This is a genomic window from Kitasatospora humi (genome assembly GCF_020907985.1).
Classification (GTDB): domain Bacteria; phylum Actinomycetota; class Actinomycetes; order Streptomycetales; family Streptomycetaceae; genus Kitasatospora; species Kitasatospora humi.
Window position 1 is genome coordinate 166,896 of sequence record NZ_JAJJPA010000002.1, and the last position, 24,447, is coordinate 191,342.

The 24,447-nt window shown below is 72.2% G+C and carries 21 protein-coding genes; 11 read left to right on the forward strand and 10 right to left on the reverse strand.

Translation table 11 applies throughout. From position 1 onward, the window contains the following. Nucleotides 1-251: 251 nt before the first annotated feature. Entirely contained in the window at nucleotides 252-1,952 is a 1,701-nt protein-coding gene (locus LN042_RS03220) for an IS1182 family transposase (protein ID WP_230048472.1), read from the reverse strand. 178 nt (nucleotides 1,953-2,130) lie between these two features. Here LN042_RS03220 and LN042_RS03225 point away from each other — a divergent pair, with 178 nt between their 5' ends. From LN042_RS03225 to LN042_RS03250, 6 genes are all read left to right on the forward strand, one after another. Then, entirely contained in the window at nucleotides 2,131-2,958 is an 828-nt protein-coding gene (locus tag LN042_RS03225) for an inositol monophosphatase family protein (protein WP_230048220.1), read from the forward strand. 233 nt (nucleotides 2,959-3,191) lie between these two features. Beyond that, on the forward strand, nucleotides 3,192-4,169 hold the full coding sequence (locus LN042_RS03230) for a collagenase (RefSeq protein ID WP_249800574.1): 978 nt from the start codon (nucleotides 3,192-3,194) through the stop codon (nucleotides 4,167-4,169). 104 nt (nucleotides 4,170-4,273) lie between these two features. Next, complete coding sequence (locus LN042_RS03235) at nucleotides 4,274-4,477, forward strand: hypothetical protein (protein WP_230048486.1); 204 nt, start codon at nucleotides 4,274-4,276, stop codon at nucleotides 4,475-4,477. A gap of 125 nt (nucleotides 4,478-4,602) precedes the next feature. Further along, entirely contained in the window at nucleotides 4,603-5,253 is a 651-nt protein-coding gene (locus LN042_RS03240) for a hypothetical protein (protein WP_230048222.1), read from the forward strand. A 200-nt stretch (nucleotides 5,254-5,453) separates the two neighbouring features. Next, nucleotides 5,454-6,239 carry a DsbA family protein gene (locus tag LN042_RS03245; protein ID WP_230048223.1) on the forward strand — a complete coding sequence of 262 codons (786 nt, stop codon included), beginning with the start codon at nucleotides 5,454-5,456 and terminating at the stop codon, nucleotides 6,237-6,239. 17 nt (nucleotides 6,240-6,256) lie between these two features. Continuing rightward, complete coding sequence (locus tag LN042_RS03250) at nucleotides 6,257-6,913, forward strand: vitamin K epoxide reductase family protein (RefSeq protein WP_230048224.1); 657 nt, start codon at nucleotides 6,257-6,259, stop codon at nucleotides 6,911-6,913. A 104-nt stretch (nucleotides 6,914-7,017) separates the two neighbouring features. Here the strand turns inward: LN042_RS03250 and LN042_RS03255 are convergent, their stop codons facing one another. Further along, nucleotides 7,018-7,236: a hypothetical protein gene (locus LN042_RS03255; protein WP_230048225.1), complete on the reverse strand. Its 219-nt coding sequence runs from the start codon at nucleotides 7,234-7,236 to the stop codon at nucleotides 7,018-7,020. A 277-nt stretch (nucleotides 7,237-7,513) separates the two neighbouring features. Here LN042_RS03255 and LN042_RS03260 point away from each other — a divergent pair, with 277 nt between their 5' ends. The 3 genes from LN042_RS03260 to LN042_RS03270 are packed head-to-tail and all read left to right on the forward strand — an operon-like array spanning nucleotide 7,514 to nucleotide 10,439. Further along, entirely contained in the window at nucleotides 7,514-8,587 is a 1,074-nt protein-coding gene (locus LN042_RS03260) for an ABC transporter substrate-binding protein (protein ID WP_230048226.1), read from the forward strand. Nucleotides 8,588-8,616: 29 nt separating this feature from the next. After that, nucleotides 8,617-9,651: a FecCD family ABC transporter permease gene (locus LN042_RS03265; protein ID WP_230048474.1), complete on the forward strand. Its 1,035-nt coding sequence runs from the start codon at nucleotides 8,617-8,619 to the stop codon at nucleotides 9,649-9,651. Beyond that, nucleotides 9,648-10,439 carry an ABC transporter ATP-binding protein gene (locus tag LN042_RS03270; protein WP_230048227.1) on the forward strand — a complete coding sequence of 264 codons (792 nt, stop codon included), beginning with the start codon at nucleotides 9,648-9,650 and terminating at the stop codon, nucleotides 10,437-10,439. The genes LN042_RS03265 and LN042_RS03270 overlap by 4 nt, the downstream gene beginning before the upstream one ends. A 60-nt stretch (nucleotides 10,440-10,499) precedes the next feature. On the opposite strand, the gene LN042_RS03275 is transcribed toward LN042_RS03270, so the two are convergent. From LN042_RS03275 to LN042_RS03305, 7 genes are all read right to left on the reverse strand, one after another. Continuing rightward, a complete protein-coding gene (locus LN042_RS03275; protein WP_230048228.1) occupies nucleotides 10,500-11,444 on the reverse strand; it encodes an L-tyrosine/L-tryptophan isonitrile synthase family protein in 945 nt (314 codons plus the stop codon). Between the two features lie 74 nt (nucleotides 11,445-11,518). Further along, the gene (locus tag LN042_RS03280; protein ID WP_230048229.1) at nucleotides 11,519-12,892 is read right to left on the reverse strand and encodes a cytochrome P450 family protein; all 1,374 of its coding nucleotides are present in this window, start codon (nucleotides 12,890-12,892) and stop codon (nucleotides 11,519-11,521) included. Nucleotides 12,893-12,915: 23 nt separating this feature from the next. Beyond that, nucleotides 12,916-14,736 carry an asparagine synthase (glutamine-hydrolyzing) gene (gene asnB, locus LN042_RS03285; protein WP_230048230.1) on the reverse strand — a complete coding sequence of 607 codons (1,821 nt, stop codon included), beginning with the start codon at nucleotides 14,734-14,736 and terminating at the stop codon, nucleotides 12,916-12,918. 31 nt (nucleotides 14,737-14,767) lie between these two features. Further along, a complete protein-coding gene (locus LN042_RS03290; protein WP_230048231.1) occupies nucleotides 14,768-16,138 on the reverse strand; it encodes an MFS transporter in 1,371 nt (456 codons plus the stop codon). Nucleotides 16,139-16,320: 182 nt separating this feature from the next. Further along, nucleotides 16,321-18,588 (reverse strand): heavy metal translocating P-type ATPase, encoded by a 2,268-nt coding sequence (locus LN042_RS03295; protein ID WP_230048232.1) that lies wholly within the window; start codon nucleotides 18,586-18,588, stop codon nucleotides 16,321-16,323. After that, entirely contained in the window at nucleotides 18,585-18,815 is a 231-nt protein-coding gene (locus tag LN042_RS03300; RefSeq protein ID WP_230048233.1) for a hypothetical protein, read from the reverse strand. The genes LN042_RS03295 and LN042_RS03300 overlap by 4 nt, the downstream gene beginning before the upstream one ends. 91 nt (nucleotides 18,816-18,906) lie before the next feature. After that, nucleotides 18,907-19,491 carry a sigma-70 family RNA polymerase sigma factor gene (locus tag LN042_RS03305; protein WP_372495668.1) on the reverse strand — a complete coding sequence of 195 codons (585 nt, stop codon included), beginning with the start codon at nucleotides 19,489-19,491 and terminating at the stop codon, nucleotides 18,907-18,909. Nucleotides 19,492-19,570: 79 nt separating this feature from the next. Between LN042_RS03305 and LN042_RS03310 the strand changes: the two genes are divergently transcribed. Further along, complete coding sequence (locus LN042_RS03310; protein ID WP_230048234.1) at nucleotides 19,571-19,858, forward strand: hypothetical protein; 288 nt, start codon at nucleotides 19,571-19,573, stop codon at nucleotides 19,856-19,858. 314 nt (nucleotides 19,859-20,172) lie between these two features. Here LN042_RS03310 and LN042_RS03315 read toward each other — a convergent pair whose 3' ends face one another. Then, complete coding sequence (locus LN042_RS03315) at nucleotides 20,173-20,973, reverse strand: hypothetical protein (RefSeq protein WP_230048235.1); 801 nt, start codon at nucleotides 20,971-20,973, stop codon at nucleotides 20,173-20,175. A gap of 456 nt (nucleotides 20,974-21,429) precedes the next feature. Here LN042_RS03315 and LN042_RS03320 point away from each other — a divergent pair, with 456 nt between their 5' ends. Next, nucleotides 21,430-23,958 carry a sensor histidine kinase gene (locus LN042_RS03320; protein WP_230048236.1) on the forward strand — a complete coding sequence of 843 codons (2,529 nt, stop codon included), beginning with the start codon at nucleotides 21,430-21,432 and terminating at the stop codon, nucleotides 23,956-23,958. The last annotated feature ends 489 nt before the right edge of the window (nucleotides 23,959-24,447 follow it).

Genomic DNA, 24,447 nt, shown 5'->3' on the forward strand with positions numbered 1-24,447 from the left:
CCCCGTCAGCTCAGAACCGCCGAATGAGGAAGTTCCATCGTGAATCGTGCAGGTCACCGGCCCTGGCGTGAGAAGCCGTTGGAGTGCTCGCGCAGCTCATTGCGTTGATCGTTTCGGGGAGATCGTCCGTCACCGTGCTACCTGCTGGTGCGTCAGCACCAACAGGGCTCGCACCAGCGCGGTCGCGTGCCGTGGATGCATGCGCACTTTGGTCAGGATCCGGGCTCTGTTGCTCTATTCGGGCTCGTCGATCAAGCCGCGAGTTGGTGGGCGAGTTGGGAAAGTCGGCTGGTCCGGGGGCGTCGGGGGTCTTCGGCCCAGTGGGCGTCGAGCCGGATGACGTTGATCGCGGTGGCGGAGTAGGCGTGCTGGAGGCTGGTCTTGGGCAGGCCGCGGTAGCGGGCCCGGCGTAGGCCAGTGACGTCGAGAGCCTGGTTGATGGTGCCCTCGACACCGGCCCGGAGGGCGTACTTGGTCTGCCAGCTGTCGGTCTTCTGCTCGGCGCGCGCGGTGGCGACGGTCTCGTGCAGCTCGCGGGGCCGCAGGGTGAGCATGCGGTTGCCGCGCGCGGCGGTGGTGCACTTGTTGCGGGAGGGACAGGTGTCACAGTCGGAGCGGGCGAACTCGATCACGATGGCGTCGTGGCCGTGCTGCTGGACGGGATACCAGCCGGTGCTGGTGCGGCCTTCGGGGCAGTGGACTTGACGTGCTGTCCAGTCGATACGGAAGGCGCTCTTGTCGAAGCCTTCGGCGGCCCGGGCCTGGCGGGAGTGGTCGGCCAGTAGTGGAGTGATCATGGCGATGCCGTCGTGGGCGGCGGCGGTGACCAGGTCGGCGGAGGGGTAGCCGGAGTCCAGGTAGTGCTCGCCCGGTTTGACCTGCCGCTCCGTCAATCGCTGTTGGATGCCGGCGGTGGCGGTCACGTCCGGTGCGGTCGAGGCGGTGGTGACCACGTCCGTGATCAGGTTCGGAGTCCGGGTCCTGACCCCCACCAGGGCGCCGTCGAAGGTGTCGTCGCAGGTCTCGGTGAGGTGGACCTTGTAGCCGCTCCAGAACAGCTCGTCTCCCTTGGCGGACCAGCGGGCGTCGCGGTCGTAGGGGGAGGCGAGCCGCAGATGGCCGGGCGGGACGCCGTCCACTTCGGCCTCCCGCTTCCTGACCACCTCCCGTCCCCGGGCGTCGGTGTGCACGTAGTAGGTCTGCATGAAGATCCGCCGCAGCAGCTGGACCGCCTCGATCTCGCGCAGCCACACCGGGGCGGCGGGTGCGTGAATCGCGTGCAGCAGCGCGAGGGCGTCCTGGCCGTAGACCTCGGCCAGCCGGTCCCGCTTCGTCTTCGACGAGGGAAGCCGCCATGAGTCGACCCTGGCCGCGTAACGCAGTTCCCACTCTGCCACCGGTACCGCTTGTGCGAGCCAGGTCGCAGCAGCCGCGGCCAGCGCCTCCAGCGCCGCCCGCACGCTCTCACCGGCGAGCTCCAACCGGTTCAAGTCCCGCACCGCGCTGATGACATGGGTGGAGTCGGTGCGTTGCTTGCCCCCGGCCGCGATCAGCCCCTCCTGACGGCAGTGTTCCACCAGCCTGTCGAAGATCAGGCGCTCCATGCCGTGCTCGACCAACCTGGCCCGGAACTTCGCCAGCACCGTGAAGTCGAACCCCGGATCGGTCAGCTCCAGGCCGAGCGCATACTTCCAGTCGATTGCTCGGACCGCCATCCCGGCGGCCTGGCGGTCGGTCAGGTTCTCCGCGAACTGCAGCACCGTGACCAGCGCCAACATCCCCGGTGACAGGCCCGGCGCCCCACGCACCCCGAACGCGGACGCGAACGGCTCGTCCGAGAAGACCTCCGCCAGCTTCTCCCGCGCCCGCATCGCCAGCGTCCCCTTCGGAAACGCCGCCGCCGCGACCAGCTCCGTCTGCTCCGGGACCTCCGGCAGTCCCGCCGCCCTCATCGACACCCACACCACCCCCGCGACCGCCTGCCCACGAGACAGCCGCACAAGCGATCATGCCGTAGTCAGCCGACCCACGACCCGAATTCGGCAACAGAGTCCTGAACCAAAAGAGAATTGGCACTCCATTTTCCTTCACGGACAGCGGTTTGCCGCGGGGGTGTGCTTGGCTGGGGGCGTGATCGATGACTTCCTGACCCACCGCCTGGGCGCCGTCGAGGAGGCCGTGCACGAGGCCGCGGCCGCGGAGATCATGCCTCGCTTCCGCAAACTGGCAGACCACGAAGTGGAGTCCAAGGCCGGCGCGCACGACTTGGTCACCGTCGCGGACCGGCTCGCCGAGGAGTACCTGACCGCCGAGCTCACGGGGCTGCTGCCGGGGTCGGTCGTGGTTGGCGAGGAGGCGGTGCACGCCGACCCTGCCGTGTACGGGGCGCTGCGTGGAAGCGTGCCGGTGTGGATCGTTGACCCGGTCGACGGCACCCGTCAGTTTGTGCACGGGGACCCGGCGTTCTGCACCCTGGTTGCGCTGGCACACCACGGTGAACTGCTCGCTTCTTGGACGTACGCACCCGCGCTGGGGGAGTTCGCCACCGCCGTGCGTGGTGAGGGGGCGTACCTCAACGGGCGGCGCTTGGTGAGCGGTTCGCCCGAGTCGGGCTCCGAGCTGAGGGTGGCCATCACGCACCCGGACTACACCAGCCCTGAGGAGAAGGCGGTCCTGGCCCGCCTTGAGGTGCCCGGCGTGCGGCCGCGGTATTGCGGCGCGGCCGGGCTGGAGTACCTGCGGGTGGCACGGGGCGACATGGATGCCCTGGCGTTCAGCTGGCCTGCAGCCTGGGACCACGCGGCAGGCCTGCTGCTGGTCGCGGAAGCCGGCGGTGCCCACTACACGGTGTCCGGGGCGCCATTTTGGGTGGACCGGGACAACGCGCTGCCCTTCGCGATCGCGCGGGACGACGCAACCGCCATCCGCGTCCGTGACCTGCTGGCGGCTACCACATAGCGGTCCTTGACGGGGTCGCCGCCAGCAAAAACCAGTGCTGGAAGCACACCGAGGCGTTCTCGTGCAGGTGGGCAGCTGCAGTGGCGAGGTTGGGGTCGGTGATGGACTGGTTACATGGCCCAGTAGCAGGCGTGGTGGCCGACCACGTCACCCACGGTAGTGGTGACCGTGATCTGTTCGGTGTCTGTCGCCTTGCACGGTGACGGTCCTGGGCGGGTCTCGAGCCAGGTTCGCTGGCTGGCGTTGAGGCGGGTCCTGTTTGGTCGAACAACACCACCGACAACGTCGTGGTGTTCTCCAGCCGGCTCGACTACGTCATCTACGCCGGGGCGATCTACGGCGTGCCGACCGGCAACGGCGGCATCACGCTCTACGGGGACCCCTCGACCCCGGGCAGCCAGGACTACTACATCCTGTACCAGGACCCCGCTCCGGACGGCTACACGGACAACATCTGGAACCTCAACTACGAGTACACCCACTTCCTGGACGCCAGGTACGACACCAAGGGCACCTGGGCCGAGATGGAGACCGAGCCGAACATCTGGTGGATCGAGGGGATCTCCGGCTACATCTCCTACAGCTACCGGGGCATCGCCGACACCGACGCGATCACCGACGCGGCGCAGCACACCTACCCGCTGAGCACCCTGTGGCAGACCACCTACGCCAACAGCGGCGACGACCGGGTCTTCCCGTGGGGCTACCTGGCGGTCCGCTACATGCTCGAACAGCACCCGGCCGACGTGCAGCAGATCATGACGTACTTCCGCAACGGTGACTACACCGGCGCGTACGACTACTACACCGGCACCATCGGCACCAGGTACGACGCCGACTTCAACACCTGGCTGAACGCCCTGGCGGGCACTGGCAGCCTCCCGTCCTGCACCGCCCCGGACAGCCGGGCGATGGGCCAGAACTGCTCGCGCGGCGGCCAGGCGGCCACCGCCGGCAACCTGGACTACCTCTACATCTGGCTCCCGGCCGGGACCACGACGCTGACCGTCACCACCAGCGGTGGCACCGGGCAGGCGTCCCTCTACTACGACTCCGACACCTGGGCGACACCGACCACGTACACCGCTTCCTCCACCAACCCCGGCACGGCCCAGCACCTCACCGTCAGCAACACCACAGCCGGCTACCGCTACCTCAGTCTCTATGCCGTCACCGACTTCAGCGCGGTCACCGTTTCCGCGCAGTACTGACCCGACCCGCGTGCGGTCCCCGGCCGATCGACCACCGACCTCGGACCGCACCCGGCACGGCGGCGGCGCGCCGCTGCCCGAGAGCGTTCGACCGGCCCAGGCGCGTGCGTACCCGTCCGTGGGGCCGCCGTGCGGCGAGCGCCAAGCCCGCTCCGGCCACCCCGGCGACCACCGCCGCGAAGGCGAGCAGCAGCGACTCCACCGCCCGCGCGCTCGGCATCGCGGGCATCGTCGTCGGTGTCCTCGGTGCGGCGGCGGGCGTCGTGCTCGGCCGCCGCGGCCGCGGCACCGGTGGCTCGGCGGCCTGAGGCATCAGAGCCTGAGGCACGCGACCGGGTGGTGCGGGACAGGATCCCGCACCACCCGGGTGCGCCCCACAGCGGCGCCTGCCGCACGGGGTCGGAATCGAACGGGCCATGTCATACTCGGCCGCATGGAGCCAGGGGCAGCGATACGCACGGCACGCGCGGGAGTGTTCACCGCGCTGCTGCTGGCGCTGTCCGCGGGTGGTCACGTCCTGCTGACCGGGACGGCGCTGCCCGCTCCCGTCGTGGCCGTCGCCGCCGTCGTGGTCTTCGCGGCCGCGCTGCTGCTGTCGGGGCGCGAACGCGGCTTCGGCCAGATAGCCGCCGTCCTGGTTCCGCTCGAACTGGCGTTGAACGCCTTCTACAACGCCGGCCAGGCCACCTGTGGACCCGGCGGCGCACGGGGCGGCGGGCTGCTGCCCGACCTGCTGTGCGGAACCGGTCCCGTCCACGACCTCGGGCCCGTCCCCGTCCTGCCGGGGCAACTCACCAGCGGTCAGCTGACCGTGGTCGTCCTCGCCCACGTGGGGGCGGCGCTGGTCGCGGCCCTGTGGCTGCGGCAGGGCGAGAAGGCGGTCTTCCGCCTGCTGACCGTCGCCGCCGTGCGCACCTGGCGGCCGGTGCGGATCCTGCTGGCCTGGCTGCTGCCCGCCGAGCCCGAGCAGGCGTTGCCTGCCTGGGCGTTTTCCGACGACGAGCGCCGCGGTCCGCAGGAGGTCCTGCGGCGCTGCACCCGGCGGCGCGGCCCGCCGTCCCTCGTCCCCGCGCTGATCGGCTGACCGGAACCGAGACGCCCGCTCGTATGAGCGAGCCGTCCCCCGGGACCGGCCTGCCCGCAGCGTCCTCCAGCAGCCCTACCGGGCACGCCGCGCCGTCCCGCGTACGCGCCGCGCCTGCCCGCATCCCCACCCCCTGCACGGAGACGTCCGCGCCCTGGTGAACCGCGCCCAGGGTCCGTTGGACGGGAGACGAGACCATCATGAGCAACAGGAACAGCCAGGACGCCAAGAAGTCCGCCCGCGAGCGGATGCACGCCGAGCGCGAGCGCCGGCAGCGGGCCGCGTCCCGCCGCAGGAAGACGATCATTGGCGGTATAGCCGTGGCCGTCGTGGCGGGCGCCGTCGGCATCAGCATCGCGTTCGCGAACAACGGCGGCAGCAGCGGCCCGCTGGTGGTGCCGGCGAACGCCAGCGGCACCAACGGCACCACGATCGTGTACGGCAACCCGAACAACCACAACGTGCTGGACGTGTACGAGGACTTCCGCTGCCCGATCTGCGACAAGCTGGAGAAGGCCGACGGCCCGACCATCCAGCAGCTCGCCGACAACGGCACGTACACGATCCACTACCACATGGCGACCTTCCTGGACGCCAACCTCGGCGGCAGTGGCTCCAAGAACGCGCTCGCCGCGGCCGGTGCGGCGCTGAACGAGGGCACCACGCAGTTCAAGCAGTTCCACGACGTGCTCTACGCCAACCAGCCGGCCGAGACCAGCGACGGCTTCGCCGACACCAACCACCTGCTCGACCTGGCCAAGCAGGTGCCCGGGCTGGTCACCCCCGACTTCACCAAGGCGGTCCAGGACGGCACGTACAAGACCTGGGCGGGCAAGGTCGGCGACGCGTTCAACAGCAGCGGCGTCACCGGCACTCCCACCCTCAAGCTCAACGGCAAGCAGCTCACCGTCTTCGACAGCCAGGGCAACCCGATCACCCCCGCCCAGTACACCCAGCTGATCCAGCAGACCGCCGCCGCCAAGTGACCCAGGGGAGCCCGCACATGACCGCCGCCGCTCGATCCACCGCACGGGCCGCCGACCGGCCGCCGGCCCGTCGGCTGACCGCCGTCGTCGACAGCGGCCGGGCCTTCGGCCTGCTGCTGCTCATCGCCGGAGCGCTCGGCCTGGCCGCCTCGATCACCCTCACGCTGGAGAAGATCCGGGTCCTGGAGAACCCGAACTACGTGCCCAGCTGCAACATCAACCCGATCATCAGCTGCGGCTCGGTGATGCGGACCTCGCAGGCTTCTGCCTTCGGGTTCCCCAACTCACTGATCGGGCTGGGTGCCTTCGCGGTGGTGGTCACCATCGGCGTGGTGGTGCTGACCGGGGCGCGGCTGCCGCGCTGGTTCTGGCTGGGCCTGCAGGCGGGCACGCTCTTCGGGGTCGGCTTCGTCACCTGGCTGATGGGCCAGACGCTGTACTCGATCGGCGCGGTCTGCCCGTACTGCATCGTGGTGTGGATCGCCACCATCCCGCTGTTCTGGTACACGACCCTGCACAACGTGCGGCACGGGGTGATCCCGTTGCCCGCCCGGTCGCGCCCGGCGACCGAGGTGGTCGCCCGCTACCACTGGGTCGTCCCGGTGCTCTGGTACCTGGTGATCGCGCTGCTGATCCTCAACCGCTTCTGGTACTACTGGCGCACCCTGCTGTGACGGGACCTCACTGACCAGCCCGCGTCCGGCATTCGGAACGAGCTCGGACCCGGCCCCGGAGGACCGGGTGGGTCGGAGCCCAGGTCGGTACGGGCGCGGGGTGGTCAGGAGGCCGCGGCGGCGAGGGCGTCCAGGGCGCCGCTCTTGGCCTGGGCGACGAGGTCGCGGAACTGCTCCTCGCTCATCTGCACCTGCTGGCCGAAGTCGTCGGTGATCCGCACCCGCCGCTCCTCGGGCGCCGCCGGGTCCAGGAACAGCTGCGGGCAGCCGCAGTTGCAGTTGCCGCAGAAGGTCGCGACGGGCTGCGTGCTGGTGTTGCTCATCTCTGCCACCTCGGGGTGTCGCTGTCGTGCGCGTGCTCTGTCGCCTCTTCGATGCCCGGTCCATCGGCATGGCCAAACCCGCTGCCAGGCAACGGAATTCGCGGCTTGGGCGCTGATGGGACGGGGTGCGGGTGCGGCATGCTCGGCCCGTCAGCGGCGTCCTCGGGGGGACGGAAAATCTTGGTGGGGCGAGGGAACTCGAGCGGCGCTGCGCCCGACTACCTGGGCGGGCTCGCAGTGGCGGTCCCAGCGAATTCGGATCACCAGGAGATTCCCCATGCGTTCTCGCGTGTTGTACGGCGTGGCGGCCGCCGTCGCCCTGCTCGCCACGGGCTGCGCCGGCAGCGCCAAGTCCGGCGACGCGGCGTCGACCGCGGGGGCGAACGCCCCCTCCGCGGCGGTCTACCCGGTCAAGGTGACGGACTGCGCGGGGGCGGAGACCACGTTCACCTCCGCCCCGAAGAAGATCGTCACGAGCAACGCCTCCAGCCTGGAGATGCTGCTGTGGCTCGGTGCGGGGGACCGGGTGATCGGCACCGGGTTCCCGCCCGGCGCGGGCGCCATGCCGGCCCGGTTCGCCGACCAGGCCGCCAAGGTGCCGGTCCTGGGGCAGACGGTGATCCCCAAGGAGAAACTGCTCGGCTCCGGCGCGGACCTGTACGTCGACACCTTCGCCTCGATGGGGTCGATGGGCGGCGGCATGGGTGCGGCGCCCACCGAGCAGGAGTTCGCTGCTGCCGGCATCAAGCACGTCTATCTGCACTCCACGGCCTGCGCCACGACGCTCAAGGGACCGCAGCAGGACCTGTCCCAGGTCGAGGCCGACATCAGGAGCCTGGGTGCGATCACCGGCACCTCCGCCACCGCCGACCAGCTGGTCGCGGGGATGGAGAAGAAGGTCGGCATGGTCAGCGATGCACTCAAGGCCACTCCCGCAGGCCAACTGCCCTCGTACTTCTTCTTCGACTACGACGCCGGGACGAAGCAGCCGATGGCCGAGTGCGACAAGCAGGTCGCCAATGCGGTGATCACCCTCGCCGGCGCCCGGAACATCTTCGGCGACTGCGACGGGGACTTCAAGGCGGTCTCCTGGGAGGACGTGGTCGCCAAGAATCCGGACTGGATCCAGCTCGGTGTGCGCAACCAGGGCAGCGACGCGGCGAACCAGAAGGCGTTCGACGCGGCCGAGCAGTTCCTGCGGACGTTCCCGGCGACCAAGGGCCTCAAGGCCGTGCAGGAAGGCCACTTCGTGCGGATCGGCTCGGAGGTGACGACCATCGCGGGTGTCCGCGACGCCGACACCGTCCAGCAGATCGCGCACATCATCCACCCCGACCTGGTGAAGTCGTGACCCAGGAGGCCGCTGTCGCCCGTCAGCCCGTGCGCACCGTGCGCACCGTGCAGGCCGGCCTGGTCGCCGCAGCGCTGGCCGTCGCGCTGCTCGCCGCGCTCACCGTCGCCGTCTCGCTGGGCGCGGTCGACATCCCGGTCGGCGAGGTGTGGACGGTGCTCGGCCACCGGCTGGCCGGAGATGCGCCGCAGCCGGGCACCCGTGACCTGATCGTCTGGCAACTGCGCGCCCCACGTGCCCTGTTGGCGGCCGTGGTCGGTGCCGGGCTCGGCCTGGTCGGCACCGCCGTCCAAGCCCTGGTCCGCAACCCGCTGGCCGACCCCTACCTGCTGGGCATCTCCTCGGGTGCCTCGCTGGGCGCGGTCGCGATGATCGTGCTCGGGGCGGGGGTGGGCTCGGCCCTCGGGTTCGGCGTCTCGGCGGCGGCATTCGCCGGGGCGCTCGCTTCCTTCGCCCTGGTCTGGGCACTCGCCCGGCGCGGCGGGGGGTTCGCGCCGATGCGCCTGGTGCTGGCGGGAGTCGGCATCGGGCAGTTCCTCTCCGGTTTCACCAGCTTCCTGGTGCTCCAGGTCGGCGACGACCAGCAGACCCGCGGCGTGCTGTTCTGGCTGATGGGCAGCCTCGGCGGCGCCACCTGGAGCCAACTTCCCATCCCCGTCGCAGCCGTGGCATTGGGACTGCTCGTGCTCCAGGCCCGCGCCCGCTCCCTCAACGCGTTGCTGATGGGTGACGAGACGGCGGCCGGCCTCGGTGTGGACGTCGCCCGGTTGCGGCGGGAGCTGTTCGCCGTCACCAGCCTGCTCACCGGGGTGCTGGTGGCCGTCTCGGGGGCGATCGGCTTCGTCGGCCTGCTCGTCCCGCACGTCTGCCGCCTGCTGGTCGGCGGCGACCACCGCCGACTGCTGCCGCTCTCCGCGCTGGCCGGGGCCGTGCTGCTGGTCGTGGTGGACACCATCGCACGTACCGCGCTGTCCACCCAGGAGGTGCCGATCGGCGTGGTCACGGCGCTGATCGGGGCACCCGTCCTGCTCTACCTGCTGGATCGACGCCTGGAGCACCGTTGAGAATCTCCGTCGAGGACCTGACCGTCACCCTGTCCGGGCGCGACGTGCTCTCCGGTGTCCAACTACTGGCCGCAGACGGCGAGATCGCCGGACTGGTCGGCCCCAACGGCAGCGGCAAGTCGACCCTGCTGCGCACCGTCTACCGGCACCTGAGGCCGTCGGCGGGCCGGGTGCTGCTGGCCGACCGGGATGTGCGGTCGATGACGCCGATCGAGGCGGCCCGGCACATCGCCGCGCTGCCCCAGGAACGCGGCGGTGACTTCGAGTTCACCGTCCGGGAGATCGTCGCGATGGGGCGCGCGCCCTATCAGCGGGCCTTCGCGGGGGAGGGTGCCACCGATCGCGAGGTCGTGACCGCGGCCCTGGAGCAGGTGGGGCTCGGCGGGCACGAGGGGAGGAGCTTCGCCGCACTCTCCGGTGGTGAGCGTCAACGCGTGCTGCTGGCACGGGCGTTCGCCCAGCAGCCGGACGTCCTGGTACTGGACGAGCCGACCAACCACCTCGACGTGCGCCACCAGGTCGAACTACTCGCCCTGTTGCGGGCCCAGCGCCGCACGACGCTGATCTCGCTGCACGACCTGAACGCCGCGGCCTCGCTCTGCGACCGGCTGCACGTGCTGCACGAGGGCACGGTGGTGGCCTCCGGCCCACCGCGCGAGGTGCTCACCCCAGTACTGCTGGCTAAGGTGTTCGGCGTGCGGGCGGCCGTGGTGGAACACCCGCTCACCGGTGACCCGCTGATCGCCTTCGACCATCGCGCCGCTGTCGCGGAAGGCGCGCGGGCGTAGCTCGCCGAGCCGCCCCGAAGCCCGGTGCCCGCCTGCTGGTGGACACCGGGCCGGCGGCCTCTACGCGGTCTCGAAGTGGCTGGGCCGGCCGTCGCGCAGGACGAGTCGGCCCAGCCGCTCGGCATCGCTGCGGCGCATCAACTGCCAGCTGCCGTCAGGTCGGTGGACGACCGCGGAATGCCATGGTGTGGTCCAGGCGTCCTCGGCGTCGAGCAGGCGGATACCGAACTTGGCAGCGCCGCGTCGCTGGGGATGGATGGACAGCCGCACCGAGCGGGGGTGATGCTCGGCGATGAGTTCGCTCCAGGCACGGCTGCGCTGGATGACGCCGTAGGCGCGCTGCCTGCAGTCGCGTTGCAGGGCCGACCTGGTGCCCTCGAAGCCGACGGTGTCCTCGGTGAGGAAGCGGGTGATGCCCCGGTAGAGGGCCAGTGTGGCGTCATCCGACTTCATCTCGGCACGCACATCCTCGACGGTTGGTGCGAACCGTGCGTGGACGTGGGCGCGCTTCGCGTCGTACGGGAGGTCGCCGAGGACGTCGCGCAGGTCGAACACCGAGAGGTGGTGCAGGCGTTCGCGCCGGATCATGGCGGCCAGCCCGTCGGAGTAGGCGTCGATGTGGTGGTCGGGGACGTGGATCAGGTCGCCGAAGATGTGTCCGTCGGAGCAGATCACCATCCTCGCGCCGGGCGCGTACACCTCGCGTACGGCCGCGCAGAGGTCGTTGAGGAAGGTGAGGGAGAGGCGTTCGCCCTCGTCGGGGAGGTGTCCGAGGACCTTGGCGGGGCTGGGTGACTTGCAGGGGAAGCCGGGCAAGGCGAAGACGATCGGATCGCCGACGGCGACGAAGTCGGCGACCTGGCCCAGCTGTTCGGGGAAGGCTTCGACGGGTGCCGGGACGTCGGGGTCGGCGGCGCGGCGGTGCGGCAGGAGCAGGTTCAGGATGGCGGCGCAGGTGCGGGCGACGGACGGCGCGTGCGGCGTTCTGGTGCCGACGGGCGGCATGCGGTCCTCCACGAGGGCATGACGGTACGGCGCCCCGGCGATGTGGCGGTGCCGGGGCGTGGGAAGAGAAGGGTTCAGCGGCTCAGCGACTCAGCTGCGCGAGAGGGTCGGATGCGCTTGTCGTAGGCGACGGGCAGCTGGTTGACACCGCGGGCCAGGACGGCCGGGATCCAGACGAGTTCGCTCAGCTCACCGGCGGGCCGAAGACCGGGCAAGCGGGTCAGCAATGTCCCGATGGCGATCTGCAGTTCGGCGCGCGCCAGGGCCGCGCCGGGACAGAAGTGGATGCCGTGGCCGAAGGCGAGGTGGGAGTTCGGGGTGCGCTCCAGGTCGAGGGTGTCGGCGTCGGGGAACTGCTCGGGGTCGCGGTTGGCCGCGCACAGCGAGACGATCACTGAGTCGCCGGCCGGGACGCGGGTGCCGTGCAGTTCGCTGTCCTCGGCGAAGAACCGCCAGGTGGTGAGCTCGAACGCGCTGTCGTAGCGCAGCAGTTCCTCGATCGCTCGGGGCAGCAGCGCGGGCTCGTGGCGCAGCCGGGCGAGCTGGTCGGGGTGGCGGAGCAGGGTGATCAGCATGGTGGTGATCTGGTTGGTGACCGGTTCCTGGCCGGCGACCAGCAGCTGGAAGATCATGGAGTCCAGCTCCTCCTTGCTCAACTCCCCCCGCTCCTGGGCGATGACCAGGCGGCTGAGCAGGTCGTCGGACCAGTGCTCGCGCTTGTGGGCGACGACGTCGGCGATGTAGCTCTGCAGCCCGCGCAGCCGGCCCTCGTACAGGGGGCGGCCGGGGTCCTGCGGGCCGACGGGCTGGACGACCTTGCCCCAGTCCCGGTCGAAGCGCACCGCCAGCTCGGGCGGCAGGCCGATGACTTCGGCGAGGACCTTGAAGGGGTAGTGCGCGGCGAAGCCCTGGACGAGATCGGCGCCGCCCTCGTCGGGGAGCGCGTCGACCAGGGCGTCCGCCAGCTGCTGGAACCGTGCGCGCAACTCCTCGATGCGGCGCGGGGCGAAGGCGTCCAGGATCAGACGGCGCATGTCGGTGTGCTTGGGCGGATCCTGGTGCAGCAGATGGACCTGGAGCTGGGAGTGCTGGGGCTCGGGCATGATCGAAGCCAGGCTGCGCCAGTAGTCGTTGCCCAGGGAGTGGTTCTTGCCCAAGCGCGGATCGTTCAGCGTGTGGTGGGCGGCCTCGTAGCCGGTGACCAGCCAGGCGACGATGCCGCTGGGGAAGCGGACCCGGTGCACGGGACCGGACTCGCGCATCGCGCGGTAGAGGTCGTAGGGGTCGCTCTTGTACGCGGGGCCGAGGAGCGGAACCGGCTCGCCTGCGCCTGCGCCTGTGCCTGCGCCTGCGCCTGCGCCTGCGCCTGTGCCTGCGCCTGCGCCGGCGGCGGCGCCGGTGAAGGGGCAGCGGGGCGAGGCGGTCGGGTCCTGTTCGGACTGGGTCATGACGGGGTTCCTTCGACGGGGGTTCAGAGGGTGATGGCGGGGCGGTGGTGGTCGAGCCACAGAGCGAGGTCCACCACCCGTTCCAGGCGCAGCCGTTGCCCCCAGGGCAGCTGGTCGGCGGGGGTGTCGAGGCTGGTCTTGATGACGTTCTCGTCGGCGATGTCGCGGACCTGCGGCACGTCGAGGGCCTCGCGCGCCAGTTGTTGCAGGCCGCGGTTGTAGTCGGGGTGGTGGGTGCTCGGGTAGTGGTTCTTGGGTCGCCACAGCACTGACTCGGGGGCGATCCCTTGCGCGGTGGCGCGCAGCAGGCTCTTCTCCCGACCGTCGTAGCTCTTCATCGCCCACGGGACGTTGAAGACGTACTCGACGAGACGGTGGTCGCAGTACGGCACCCGGACCTCCAGACCCTGGGCCATCGAGAGCCGGTCCTTGCGGTGCAGCAACTGGCGCAACCAGCGGGTGAGCGACAGGTGCTGCATCTCGCGTTGGCGGTGCTCGGCCGGATCCTCGCCGTCCAGGTGCGGGACGGCCGCGAGCGCGTCGCGGTAGGTGTCGGCGCGGAACTCGCCGATGCGCAGGGTGGTGGCGAGGTCGGGGTGCAGCGGCATCGCGGCCGCGTCACCGGTGACCAGCAGCCAGGGGAACGTCCGGGCGGCGAGCGCCTTGGGAACCCGGAACCAGGGGTAGCCGCCGAAGACCTCGTCGGCGGCCTCGCCGGACAGAGCCACCGTGGAGTGCGCGCGGATCTCACCGAAGAGCAGGTGGAGCGAGGTGTCCATGTCGCCGACACCGATGGGCGAGTCGCGGGCGACGACCACCGCCCTGCGGTGCTCGGGGTCGAGAAGGGCGCGTGGATCGAGGACGACGGTGGAGTGGTCGGTGCCGATGAACGCGCCCGCCTCGGTGGCGAACGGGGTGTCGTGCCCGGTGCGCAGTACGTCGCCGGTGAACTTCTCGGCCTGATCGCTGTAGTCGACGGCGTAGGACCGCAGCCGGGCCTGTGGGCCCTCGATGTGCCGCGACTCGTCTGCGGCCAGGGCGGTGATGACGGTGGAGTCGAGGCCGCCGGAGAGCAGGCTGCACAGCGGCACGTCCGCCTCCACCTGGGCGCGGGCGGCGCGGTTGACCAGGGAGCGGACGTGCTCGATGGTGCCGGCCTGGTCGTCGGTGTGCGGGCGTGCCTCCAGCTGCCAGTAGCGGTGTTCGGTGATGCCGGACCGGTCGAGGGCGAGCAGGCCGCCGGGCTGGACCTCGTGCACACCGGTCCACAGGGTCGGGCCGGTGTTGAACAGCAGGCTGTACGCCTCACGTAGCCCGGCCGCGTCCACCCGGGGGTGCACCTCGGGATGGGCGAACAGGGCCTTGGGTTCGGAGCCGAAGGCGAGGCCGCCGTCGACCTCCGCCCAGTAGAGCGGTTTGACGCCGAGCCGGTCGCGCACCAGCAGCAGGCGCTCGCGCCGCCCGTCCCAGATCGCGAAGGCGTACATGCCTTCCAACCGCTCGGCGACGCCGTCTCCCCACTCCCGGTAGCCGTGCAGGACCACCTCGGTGTCGCTGCGGGTGTGGAACTCGTACCCGAGGCGGCGCAGTTCGGCGCGCAGTTCATGGTGGTTGTAGACCTCGCCGCTGTAGCTGAGGACGACCTGCGCATGTGTCATGGGCTGGATGCCGCCGGCCAGGTCGATGACGGACAGGCGGCGATGGCCGAGCGCGGCGTGGGTGCCGAGCCAGACGCCGCCGGCGTCGGGGCCGCGGCGGGCCATGGTGGCGGTCATCGCCTCGATGACCGGGGCTTGCGTGCGGGCGTCGTGGTGGAACGACACCCAGCCGGTGATTCCGCACATGGGAGTGCTCTCTCGTTGGGGTGACGCGCGGTCAGGTGAGGGGCGCGAGGGCGGCGGAGCGCCGGCCGTGGCGGACGAGCAGCAGGGCCGCCAGGCAGGCGGCGGCTGCGGCGAGCCCGAGCCCGGCCCGTACGCCGCTGGTGTCGGAGCCGCCCAGGCCCCAGGCGGCGGTGGCCAGCGCCGGGCCGAGGGTGAAGCCGAGGCTGCGGGCGAGCTGGACGGCCGATCCGGCGGTGGCGGTCCGGGCCGGTGGCACGGCCGTCATCACCAGGGACTGGACCGGCCCCCCGTACAGGCCCATGCCAACCCCGGCCAGTGCGAGCCGCCAGGCGATGTCGGGCAGCGACCAGTGGGTGTCCAGCGGGATGAGCAGCAGCAGGCCGAGCGCGGTGACGGTGGCGCCGGTGGCGGCGAGCGGGCGGGCGCCGAAGCGGTCGGCGAGGCGTCCGCCGAGCGGCCCGGCCATGCCCATGCCGAGCGGGAAGCAGAGCGTGGTCAAGCCGGTGGCGGTGGCGCTCACCGCATCGTCCAGTTGCAGGTGCAGGGCGAGCACGTAGCGCATCGCGGCGAAGCCAGCGGCCAGCGCGAGGACGGCTGCGTGGACCCCGTAAGTGCCGGACTCCCGTAGCACCGAGGTGACGGGTCGTCCGCCGGGTCTTCTCAGCCACAGCGCGGTCAGCGGGACGGCCGGCACGGTGAGGAGCAGCCAGCCGGGGGAGTCGGGGGCGAGGGTCAGTGCCAGCAGGATCGCGGTGACGGCGCCGCCGACCAGGGCGGCGTCACCGAGCGAGGCCCGGTCGGGCCGCCGGAGTCGGCCGCCGAGTGGCGAGTGGCGGTGGGCGATCAGCAGGGCGGCCAGGCAGACGGGCAGCTTGACGAGGAAGATCGCCCGCCAGCCGAGGTGGTCGAGCAGCAGCCCGCCGAGCGCCGGCCCGGTGACCGCGCCCAGCGGCCCGAGGGTGGCGGGCACGCTCATCGCTCGTCCGCGCAGCTCGGGCCGCACCGACCGGGCGGCGAGCACCGGCATGAGGACGAACAGCACGGCACCGAAGGCGCCTTGAGCCAGCCGGGCGGCGATCAACCAGGCGGCCCAGGGGGAGAGGGCCGCTGCCGCACTGGACAGGGCGAAGCCGCTGACCGCGAGCAGCAGAGCCGACCGGGTGCCGACCTGGTCGAGCCACCGCCCGGCCGGCAATAGCAGCGCCACCACGGGGAGTTGGTAGCCGAGTACGGCCCACTGCGCGGTCTCGGCGGAGATGCCGAAGCCGCGGGAGAGGTCGGGGAGTGCCAGGTTGACGATGTTCATGTCGAGCATCGCCACGAAGGACAGCATCCCCGCGACCGCCACCAGACTCCAACGGTCCTTGTCGGCAGGCTGGTTGAGCTCGGTAGTGGAACTCATGACGACACCTCCCGCGCCGGACGGCTGCGACATGGGGAGTGCTGGTCCTGCTGCGGCATGATCCGCCCCTCTGTCGTGACGACACCGTCGGGCGACGGTGTCGTCACAGCAGTCGGCCGCGAGCCACCGGAAGTTCCGAACGGATGGCTGATTTCTCGGACGGACTTTCGGGTGGCTCGGGCTCAGTCGCCGAGCCAGGGGCGGCCCTGCCCGCACCGAACGGGCTGCCAGGTGCGCAGCCGCAGGCTGTTGGCCACCACCAGCACCGAACTCGCCGACATGGCGAGCGCGGCGAGCATCGGGTTGAGCAGCCCGGCCGCCGCCAGCGGAATCAGCACGGCGTTGTAGCCGAACGCCCACACCAGATTGGCCCGGATCGTGGCCAAGGTGCGCCGGGCCAACCGGACCGCGACCACCAGCGACTCGATGTCGCCGCGCACCAGGGTCAACCCGGCCGCGCCGATCGCGGCGTCCGTTCCCGAACCCAGCGCGATGCCGAGATCGGCCGACGCCAGGGCGACCGCGTCGTTCACCCCGTCACCCACCACCGCCACACTCCGCCCGGCCGCGCGCAGCTGTGCGACCAGCTCGGCCTTGCGCTCGGGCGAGGCGCCCGCGTGGACCTCGCTGATGCCCAGTTCCTCGGCCACCGCCCGGGCCGCGCCCGCCTGGTCCCCGGTGGCCAGGACGGTCTCCAGGCCCATGCCGCGCAGCCGGTGCACCGCGCGGTAGCTGCCGGGCCGCAGGGTGTCGCCGACCGCCAGGAGCGCGGCCGGTCGCCCGTCCAGTTCGGCGACCACCGCCGTCTGCCCGGCCGCCTCGGCGCGGGCCAGCGCGTCACGCAACTCCCTCGGCAGGTCAGTGGAGTCGGGCCGCACCACGCGCACCAGCACCCCCTCCACCGTGCCCACCACGCCGAGGCCCGTCATCGCCCGGAATTCCGACACGGGCGGGAGCGGTGTCCCCGCGGTGGCCACGAGTGCCCGGCCGACGGGGTGCTCGGAGCGCTGCTCGACCGCTGCGGCCAGCCGGAGCACCGCGTCGAGCTCGAACCCGTCGGCTGCCGTACTCGCCAGCAGCGTCATCCGACCGGCCGTCAGGGTGCCCGTCTTGTCCAGCACCACGGTGTCGATCCGGCGCAGGCTCTCCAGCACCTCCGGCCCCCGCACCAGCACGCCGAGCTCCGCACCTCGCCCGGTGGCGGCGAGCAGCGCGGTCGGTGTCGCCAGACCGAGCGCGCAGGGGCAGGCGACCACGAGCACCGCGACGGCAGCCGTCAACGCGTCCGCGGTGCCTGCGCCGGTGCCCAGCCAGAAGCCGAACACGCAGACCGCGATCCCCAGCACGACGGGCACGAACACTCCGGCCACCGTGTCGGCCAGCCGCTGCGCACGGGCCTTGCCGGCCTGGGCGTCCGTCACCAGGGCGGTGATCCGGGCGAGCTGGGTGTCGGCGCCGACGGCGGTGGCCCGCACCACCAGTGTGCCGCCGACGTTGAGCGTCCCACCGGTCACCTTGTCGCCGGGGCCGGCCTCCACCGGCACGCTCTCGCCGGTCAGCAGGCTCAGGTCGAGCGCTGAGCCGCCCTCGACGACCACTCCGTCGGTGGCGACCTTCTCGCCGGGCCGCACCACGAACTCCTGGCCCGGCAGCAGTTGTTCGATCGGGACCAGCCGCTCGACGCCGTCCTCGCGCAGGCAGACCTCCTTCGCCCCGAGTTCGGCCAGCGCCCGCAACGCCGAGCCGGTGCGCACCCGCACCCGGCCCTCCAGGAACCGGCCGCACAGCACGAACAGCGGGACTCCGACCGCCGCCTCCAGGTAGATGTGCGCGCCGCCCCCGGCGTCGGCGGTCAGTGAGAACGGCATCCGCATGCCGGGGGCACCCGCGCCGCCGAACAGCAGCGCGTAGGCGGACCAGCCGAAGGACGCGAGGACGCCGAGACTGACCAGGGTGTCCATGGTCGCCGTGGCGTGCCGCAGGCTGCGCCAGGCACGCTGGTGGAAGGTGGCCGAGCCGAGCGTCACCACATAGCCCGCAAGCGCGAAGCACCCCCACTGCCAGCCGCGGAACTGCAGCGCGGGCACCATCGACACCGCGATCACCGGCACCGCGAACAGCGCGAGCAGGACCAGCAGCAGCGGGTCCACGTCGCCGTCCACCTCGTCGGGGGCTGCGGGGGCCGACGCCCGATCGGCGACCGGCTCGGCCGTGAAGCCCGCGGCCTCCACCGCCGCGACCAGCTCGGCGACAGGGACGTCCACCGGGTGCAGCACCCGGGCCCGGCCGGTTGCCAGGTTGACCCCGGCCCGGACGCCCCCGAGGCGGGCCAGCCGCTTCTCCACCCGCGCGACGCAGGCCGCGCAGGTCATCCCGCCCACGGCCAGATCGGTCGTCGCGATGTCCTGGTCGCTCGTCGCCGCGGCGGCGCCATGGGCCTGAGGACTCATCGCGACACCTCCACCGCGGTGAGCGGGCGCAGGCCGTCCATCTGCATGCCCGGCACCTGCGGGCCGGTCGGCGCGTCCGTCGGATCCTTCGGGCCGGATGCGGACGGTCCCACCAGTCGGCCGACCCCGTACGAGGCGCCGAACAGCAGGACGAGCAGCAGGGCGAAGCCGAGCAGGACCCGGCCGGGCCGCGCCGCCGCGCGCCCACTGGGCGAAGGTGTGGTCATCGAACTCAAGGTGGTCTCCAGGGGATGGTCCGCCGGCGCCGTGCACGCGGACGCCGACGGACGGGTTCGGATAGAGCAGGGGGAAGGCGCGTCAGGCCGCCAGCGCCGTGGCTCCGCTTCCGGCGTCCGGCTCCTCATCGGAGTCCGCCGCGCGCAGCAGCGCGACGAGTTGGTCCCGGGCCCGGGCGACCCGCGAGCGCACCGTGCCCACCGGGCAGCCGGACAGTGCCGCAGCCTCCGCGTAACTCAGCCCGACGACCTGGGTCAGCACGAACGCCTCCCGTTGCCGGGCCGGAACGAACGTCAGCAGGTCGATCAGCACCACCTCGTCCTCGAACCCCACCGTCGAACACGGCTGGAGCTCCGCGGCCTCCTCCCAGTCGGCCAGGGAGGAGCAGCGCGGCCGGACCGCCGCGCTGCGGTAGCGGTCCACGACGGTGCGCCGGGCGATCGACAGCAGCCAGGTGCGCGCCGAGGAGCGGCCGGCGAACGCGGGCAGGCCGCCCAGCGCCCGCAGGAACGTCTCCTGGGTCAGGTCGTCCGCCGACTCGACGTCCGTGAGGTGCGCGACGAACCGCCACACATCGCGGTGGGTGGCCCGGACGAACCTCTCGACGTCCTCCGGACAGCCCTGACCGGCGGTCAGTGCCAGGGTGGTCAGCCGTTCGTCATCCACGGCCCACCCCCGGCGTGCGGCCCGCACCGGCCGCGGACGGCGTTACCGCCTCGGGCGGCCGGTGGGGGAGCATGGGCCCATGACATGTGCCGATTGCCGCGCCTGCCGCGCCGCGATGTCCGCGCACCTCGACGGCGAGCTCGCGCCGGGGCCGGAGGCAGCCCCGGAGCACTCCGCTCACCTGGCGCGGTGTGTCGACTGTGCCGACTGGCTGGCCGGCGCCCGACGGCTGCGCGAGCTGACGCTCACCGCGCGGGGGCCGTCCCCGCAGGAGACGCAGCGGCTCATCGCCGCCGTGCTGGAGGCGGTCAGCGGCCAGGTGCGGGTGGGGAACGACGGTCGTTCTGTTGGTCACGAAAGGTCCTGAGGGCAGGAACGAGGACGGCGCCGCACCAGCGGAGCCGTCGAGCGGCAGCGGCCCACCGCACCACCGGCCCGGACGCCTGAACCAGGCCGGCGGGCATCGCGACGCGGCCCCCTGAGCTCAGGGCACCTCGTCGTCGGACAGCGGTGCCGACCCAGGCCGGGCACCGTGTCTCACGGGTGGTGTGGCGGCCAGACCCGGCGGCTCGCTCAGCCGTGGTGGCCGCGAGCGCGGGGATGACCGGCCCGCGGGCACACCGCGCAGCGCCGTCGCGTGCGCAGCTCGGCGCAGGGGGCGTGAGGTGTGTGGCGGGCGCTTCAGAAAGCCGGGGCGACGCTGCGGGGCGGCCCGCGCCGCACGAGCGCGTGGGAGAGCAACGCCAGGCGGGGCAGCCGGGTGTGACGGGACCTCGGGTGGGTCGGTGCCGGCGGTTCCCACCCGCGCGGGGTGAGGGTGAGCAGCGCGAGCACCGGCAGGAACACCCCGGCCAGGGTGCGCAGCGCCTCGAACAGGCCGACGATCGCCGCCTCGCCCCGCCAGAGCAGCAGCGCGCAGGCGAGGGCTGCCAGGAGGTGGGCGGCCAGCATTCCGGCGGACAGACCGTCAACCAGCGGAGCCGAGCCCGCCCCCGCCATGCCGTGTACCGCACCCGTACCCTGCATGCCGGCCATGCCGCTCATGCCTTGCATGCCGGTCATCGGCGTCATGGTGGCCGAGCCGGTGGCCGGCAGTGCGTCGGGGTCCAGGCCGGCCATCCTGGCCAGCTCGGCCGGGCTCAGCCCGGTCGGGTTCGCGCCGCGGGGCGTGCACAGCAGCAGGCTCACCAAGTCGGGTGCCCCGCGGACCGCCTGGGCCGGCGTGGTGCCCATCGAGCCGGTGTGCTCGAACAGCGTGTGCAGGGCGGCCTGGACGGCCACCATCCACCCGCTGACCGTCGCCAGTCCGCGCCGGCGCCCGGCCAGCAGCCAGGTACCGCCAGCCGTCCCGGCGAACGCCCCGCCCAGCACCGGCATCGGGAGCCCGGTCTCGGACATGCTGACGTGCGCGGTGGCGGCCAATGCCACGCACAGGGTGGCGAAGACCACGGCGCGGAGCACGCGAAGCTGGCGGGTCGTCACAGTGCCCACATCCTCGCACCCCCTTACCCGCGCTGTCCCAGCACCTCCCGGATTCGTCACCCACCATCCTGGCGGCCGCGGTTACGCGCCACGACCGGTGCCCGGATCCGCCACCGCTGCGGGCCCCAGGTGGACCACAAGCCACAGGTACCAGCGGCGTCAGGCAGCGGAGTGGCGCAGGGCAGCGAGCCGGGCGACCACCTGGGCCTGTGAGCTGCGATGATCCCCTTGGAAGGCGGGACAAGGGCACGGTGGTCCCTGATCTTGGGAATCAAGGGGTCTGCTCGCGATTTCGGGCACTCAACGTGACTTCCGTCGGCTGGGTCGTGCGGTGTTCGGGGTCGGTGGCTGCCGACGAGCCGGCTGCGGGGAAGGCGGAGTGACCATGGAGCTGCGGGGCACCCCCTGGCTCCACAGATGGCGCCCCCGATTGTCCGTGGCGTGAAGGAGAGGGCCGTGCGCGGGAAGCTGCGGGTGTTCCTGGGGGCGGCGCCCGGGGTGGGCAAGACGTACGCGATGCTCGTCGAGGGCCGTCGGCAGCGTGCGGACGGCCTGGACGTGGTCGTGGGTTTCGCCGAGACGTACGGCCGCCGGGGGACCGAGGAGCAACTCGGTGATCTGCCGGTGGTGCCGCGGCGGGTGGTGCGGTACCGGGGGATCGAGCTGTCCGAGATGGATGTGGACGCGCTGCTGGCCCGCCGTCCGGCGTTGGCGCTGGTGGACGAGCTGGCGCACACCAATGTGCCGGGCAGCCGGAACGCGAAGCGCTGGCAGGACGTGGGGGAGCTGCTGGCAGCCGGGATCGACGTGGCGACCACGCTGAACATCCAGCACCTGGAGAGCCTGAACGACGTGGTCGAGCAGATCACCGGGATCGTGCAGCGCGAGCGGATCCCTGACGAGGTCGTCCGGGCGGCCGACCGGATCGAGCTGGTGGACCTGAGCCCGGAGGCGCTGCGCACCCGGATGGCCCGGGGCGAGATCTACGCCCTCGACAAGATCGACGTCGCGCTGGACAACTACTTCCGGGCCGGCAACCTCGGCGCGCTGCGCGAGTTGGCGCTGCTGTGGCTGGCCGACCGGGTGGAGGAGGAGCTCGCGGACTACCGGGCCCGGCACGGCATCCGCGCACCGTGGGAGACCAAGGAGCGGATCGTGGTGGCGTTGAACGGCGCCCCGCAGGGAGAGAACCTGGTCCGCCGGGGCGCGCGCACGGCCACCCGGGTGCACGGTGACCTGATCGGTGTCCACGTCCGTCCGGACGACGGCACGCTGCAGTCCGAGCCGCCCGGGCTGGAGGCGCAGCGACGGCTGCTGCGGGAACTGCACGGCGGCTACGTGGAGATCAGCGGCAACGACGTGGCCCGCGCGCTGGTGGACTTCGCCCGGACGGAGAGCGCGACGCAGATCCTGCTCGGCCCGACCAGCCGCTCGCGGCTGCGGGAGCTGGTCACCGGCTCGGTGATCAACCGGGTGATCCGGATCGCCGGGCCGATCGATGTCCGGGTGCTGCCGCCCCCGGACTCGCAGTCGCTCGCGGTGCCGCCGGGGCCCCGCCGGCGCCGGCCCGCGCCGGTGTCCGCGCGGCGGCAGTGGGCGGCGTGGCTGCTCGGTCCGGCCGGGGCGGTCGCGCTGGCCGCGGTGCTGTCCCCGCTGCGCGGCTCGCTGGGCCTGTCCGGGGCGCTGCTGTGCCTGCTGCTGGCCGTCGCCGGGGTGGCCCGGCTCGGCGGCCTGCTGCCGGCCGCCGGCACGACCGCGGCGGCGGCGCTGGCCGCGGACTTCTTCTTCACCACGCCCGTGCACAGCCTGGTCGTCGATCGGGCTGCGGACGTCGCGCCGCTGCTGGTCTTCCTCGCCGTCGCGGGGATCATCTCGCACCTGATCGACGGCCTGGCGCGGCGTTCGCAGCAGGCGGCCCGGGCGAAGGCGGAGGCCCAGGTGCTGGCCCGGCTCGCGGGCGAGACGGTCGAGTCCGGTGCCCGAGCGCTGCCCGAGCTGCTCGCGGAACTGCGGGAGGTCTTCGCCCTCGACAGCGCCGGGGTCCTGGTCCGCTCGGGCGAGGAGTGGCAGCCCGTCGCGGCCTCGGGCGAGCCGTTGCCGCAGCGGCCGGAGGACGCCGCGTTCGCCGCCGACCTCGGGCAGGGTGCCGTGCTCGTTCTGGCCGGTCCAGCGCTGAGCCAGGAGGACGCCCGGCTGCTCGGGCCGTTCGTCACCCAGCTGCGGCTGGCCCGGGAACGGGAGCGGCTTGCCGCCGCCGCCTCGACGGCGGAGGCACTGGCCCACACCGACCGGCTCCACATCACCCTGCTGGAGGCCGTCGAGCACGACCTGCGCACACCACTGGCGGCGATCGCCACGGCAGCGGCCCGCCTGGATGCGATCGACGAGGACACCGGGCCGCGCGAGATCCGCAGGCTCGGCGCCGGGATCGGCACGGAATCGGCCCGGATGCTGCACCTGGTCGCGAACCTGCTCGACCTGAGTCGGCTGCAGGTCGGCGCCGTGCCGGTGACGCCGTGTCCGACCGAGCTGGCAGCGGTCGTCGACGCGGCGCTCGCGAGCCTTCCGGAAGAGGAACGCACGGTCGGGGTGCGGATCGACCTTCCCGACGACCTGCCGAAGGTCGAGGCCGATCCGGGCCTGCTGGAGCGGGCGTTGGCCAATGTGGTGGCCAACGCCCGGACGTGGTCGCCACCGGGCGCGGAGGTGAAGATCGATGCCGGCGCCGTCGCCGGTCGCATCGACGTGCGCGTCATCGACCGGGGACCAGGGATCGCGGCGACGGACCCGGAGAGCCTCTTCCAGCCCTTCCGCCGCACCGAGCGGCATCCCGACGGTACGGCCGGCGGGGTGGGACTGGGCCTGGCGGTCGCTCGGGGGTTCGTCGAGGCCATGGACGGCGAGCTCACGGTCGAGACCACACCGGGCGGGGGAGCCACGTTCGTCTTCGGTCTGCGGGCAGCACCACCGACCGCCCACAGCTGACGCGGCACCGCCCGCTGTCGCGCCAGTGACGCGTCAAGATGAGCTCCTGCGGCGCCAAGGAAGTGTCAGGGCCCGGCCGAAGCCGATGCGCCGCCGCATAGCGTGAGCCGCGTGAGAGGGCCCGCTTCCGCCCATGAGGGCGGGGACGGGCCACGCTGATGACACCCAGCCCGGTGGGCCTCCACCGGGTCCGACATCGGCGGCCAGGTGGTGAGGGAGGGGACGCGCGGCGAGGCACGGGTCAGGCCGGAAGCAAGCCTGCCCGCATCGGCGGGTGAGGTTACGACCGAATCCGAACCCCCGCCGCGCGCCCCCGGCACCTGTGCGATAGCGCGGTACCTGCGGGCCCGTGCTCCATCGGCTTCCGGACCATCGAGCCGTTCGGCGCGTCAAGATCCTGTCAGGATCGCCCATCCAGCCGTCAGGACGCCGTACGGACTGCTGCGCCCACTCCCACGGATACCTGACGATCGGACGACAACCGTCCCA

Coding starts and splice junctions, on each gene's coding strand:
- LN042_RS03220 (WP_230048472.1), bottom strand. CDS start 1,952: ATGAGGGCGGCGGGACTGCCGGAGGTCCCGGAGCAGACGGAGCTGGTC.
- LN042_RS03240 (WP_230048222.1), top strand. CDS start 4,603: ATGGAGCCAGGGGCAGCGATACGCACGGCACGCGCGGGAGTGTTCACC.
- LN042_RS03245 (WP_230048223.1), top strand. CDS start 5,454: ATGAGCAACAGGAACAGCCAGGACGCCAAGAAGTCCGCCCGCGAGCGG.
- LN042_RS03250 (WP_230048224.1), top strand. CDS start 6,257: ATGACCGCCGCCGCTCGATCCACCGCACGGGCCGCCGACCGGCCGCCG.
- LN042_RS03255 (WP_230048225.1), bottom strand. CDS start 7,236: ATGAGCAACACCAGCACGCAGCCCGTCGCGACCTTCTGCGGCAACTGC.
- LN042_RS03260 (WP_230048226.1), top strand. CDS start 7,514: ATGCGTTCTCGCGTGTTGTACGGCGTGGCGGCCGCCGTCGCCCTGCTC.
- LN042_RS03275 (WP_230048228.1), bottom strand. CDS start 11,444: ATGCCGCCCGTCGGCACCAGAACGCCGCACGCGCCGTCCGTCGCCCGC.
- LN042_RS03280 (WP_230048229.1), bottom strand. CDS start 12,892: ATGACCCAGTCCGAACAGGACCCGACCGCCTCGCCCCGCTGCCCCTTC.
- asnB (WP_230048230.1), bottom strand. CDS start 14,736: ATGTGCGGAATCACCGGCTGGGTGTCGTTCCACCACGACGCCCGCACG.
- LN042_RS03290 (WP_230048231.1), bottom strand. CDS start 16,138: ATGAGTTCCACTACCGAGCTCAACCAGCCTGCCGACAAGGACCGTTGG.
- LN042_RS03295 (WP_230048232.1), bottom strand. CDS start 18,588: ATGAGTCCTCAGGCCCATGGCGCCGCCGCGGCGACGAGCGACCAGGAC.
- LN042_RS03300 (WP_230048233.1), bottom strand. CDS start 18,815: ATGACCACACCTTCGCCCAGTGGGCGCGCGGCGGCGCGGCCCGGCCGG.
- LN042_RS03310 (WP_230048234.1), top strand. CDS start 19,571: ATGACATGTGCCGATTGCCGCGCCTGCCGCGCCGCGATGTCCGCGCAC.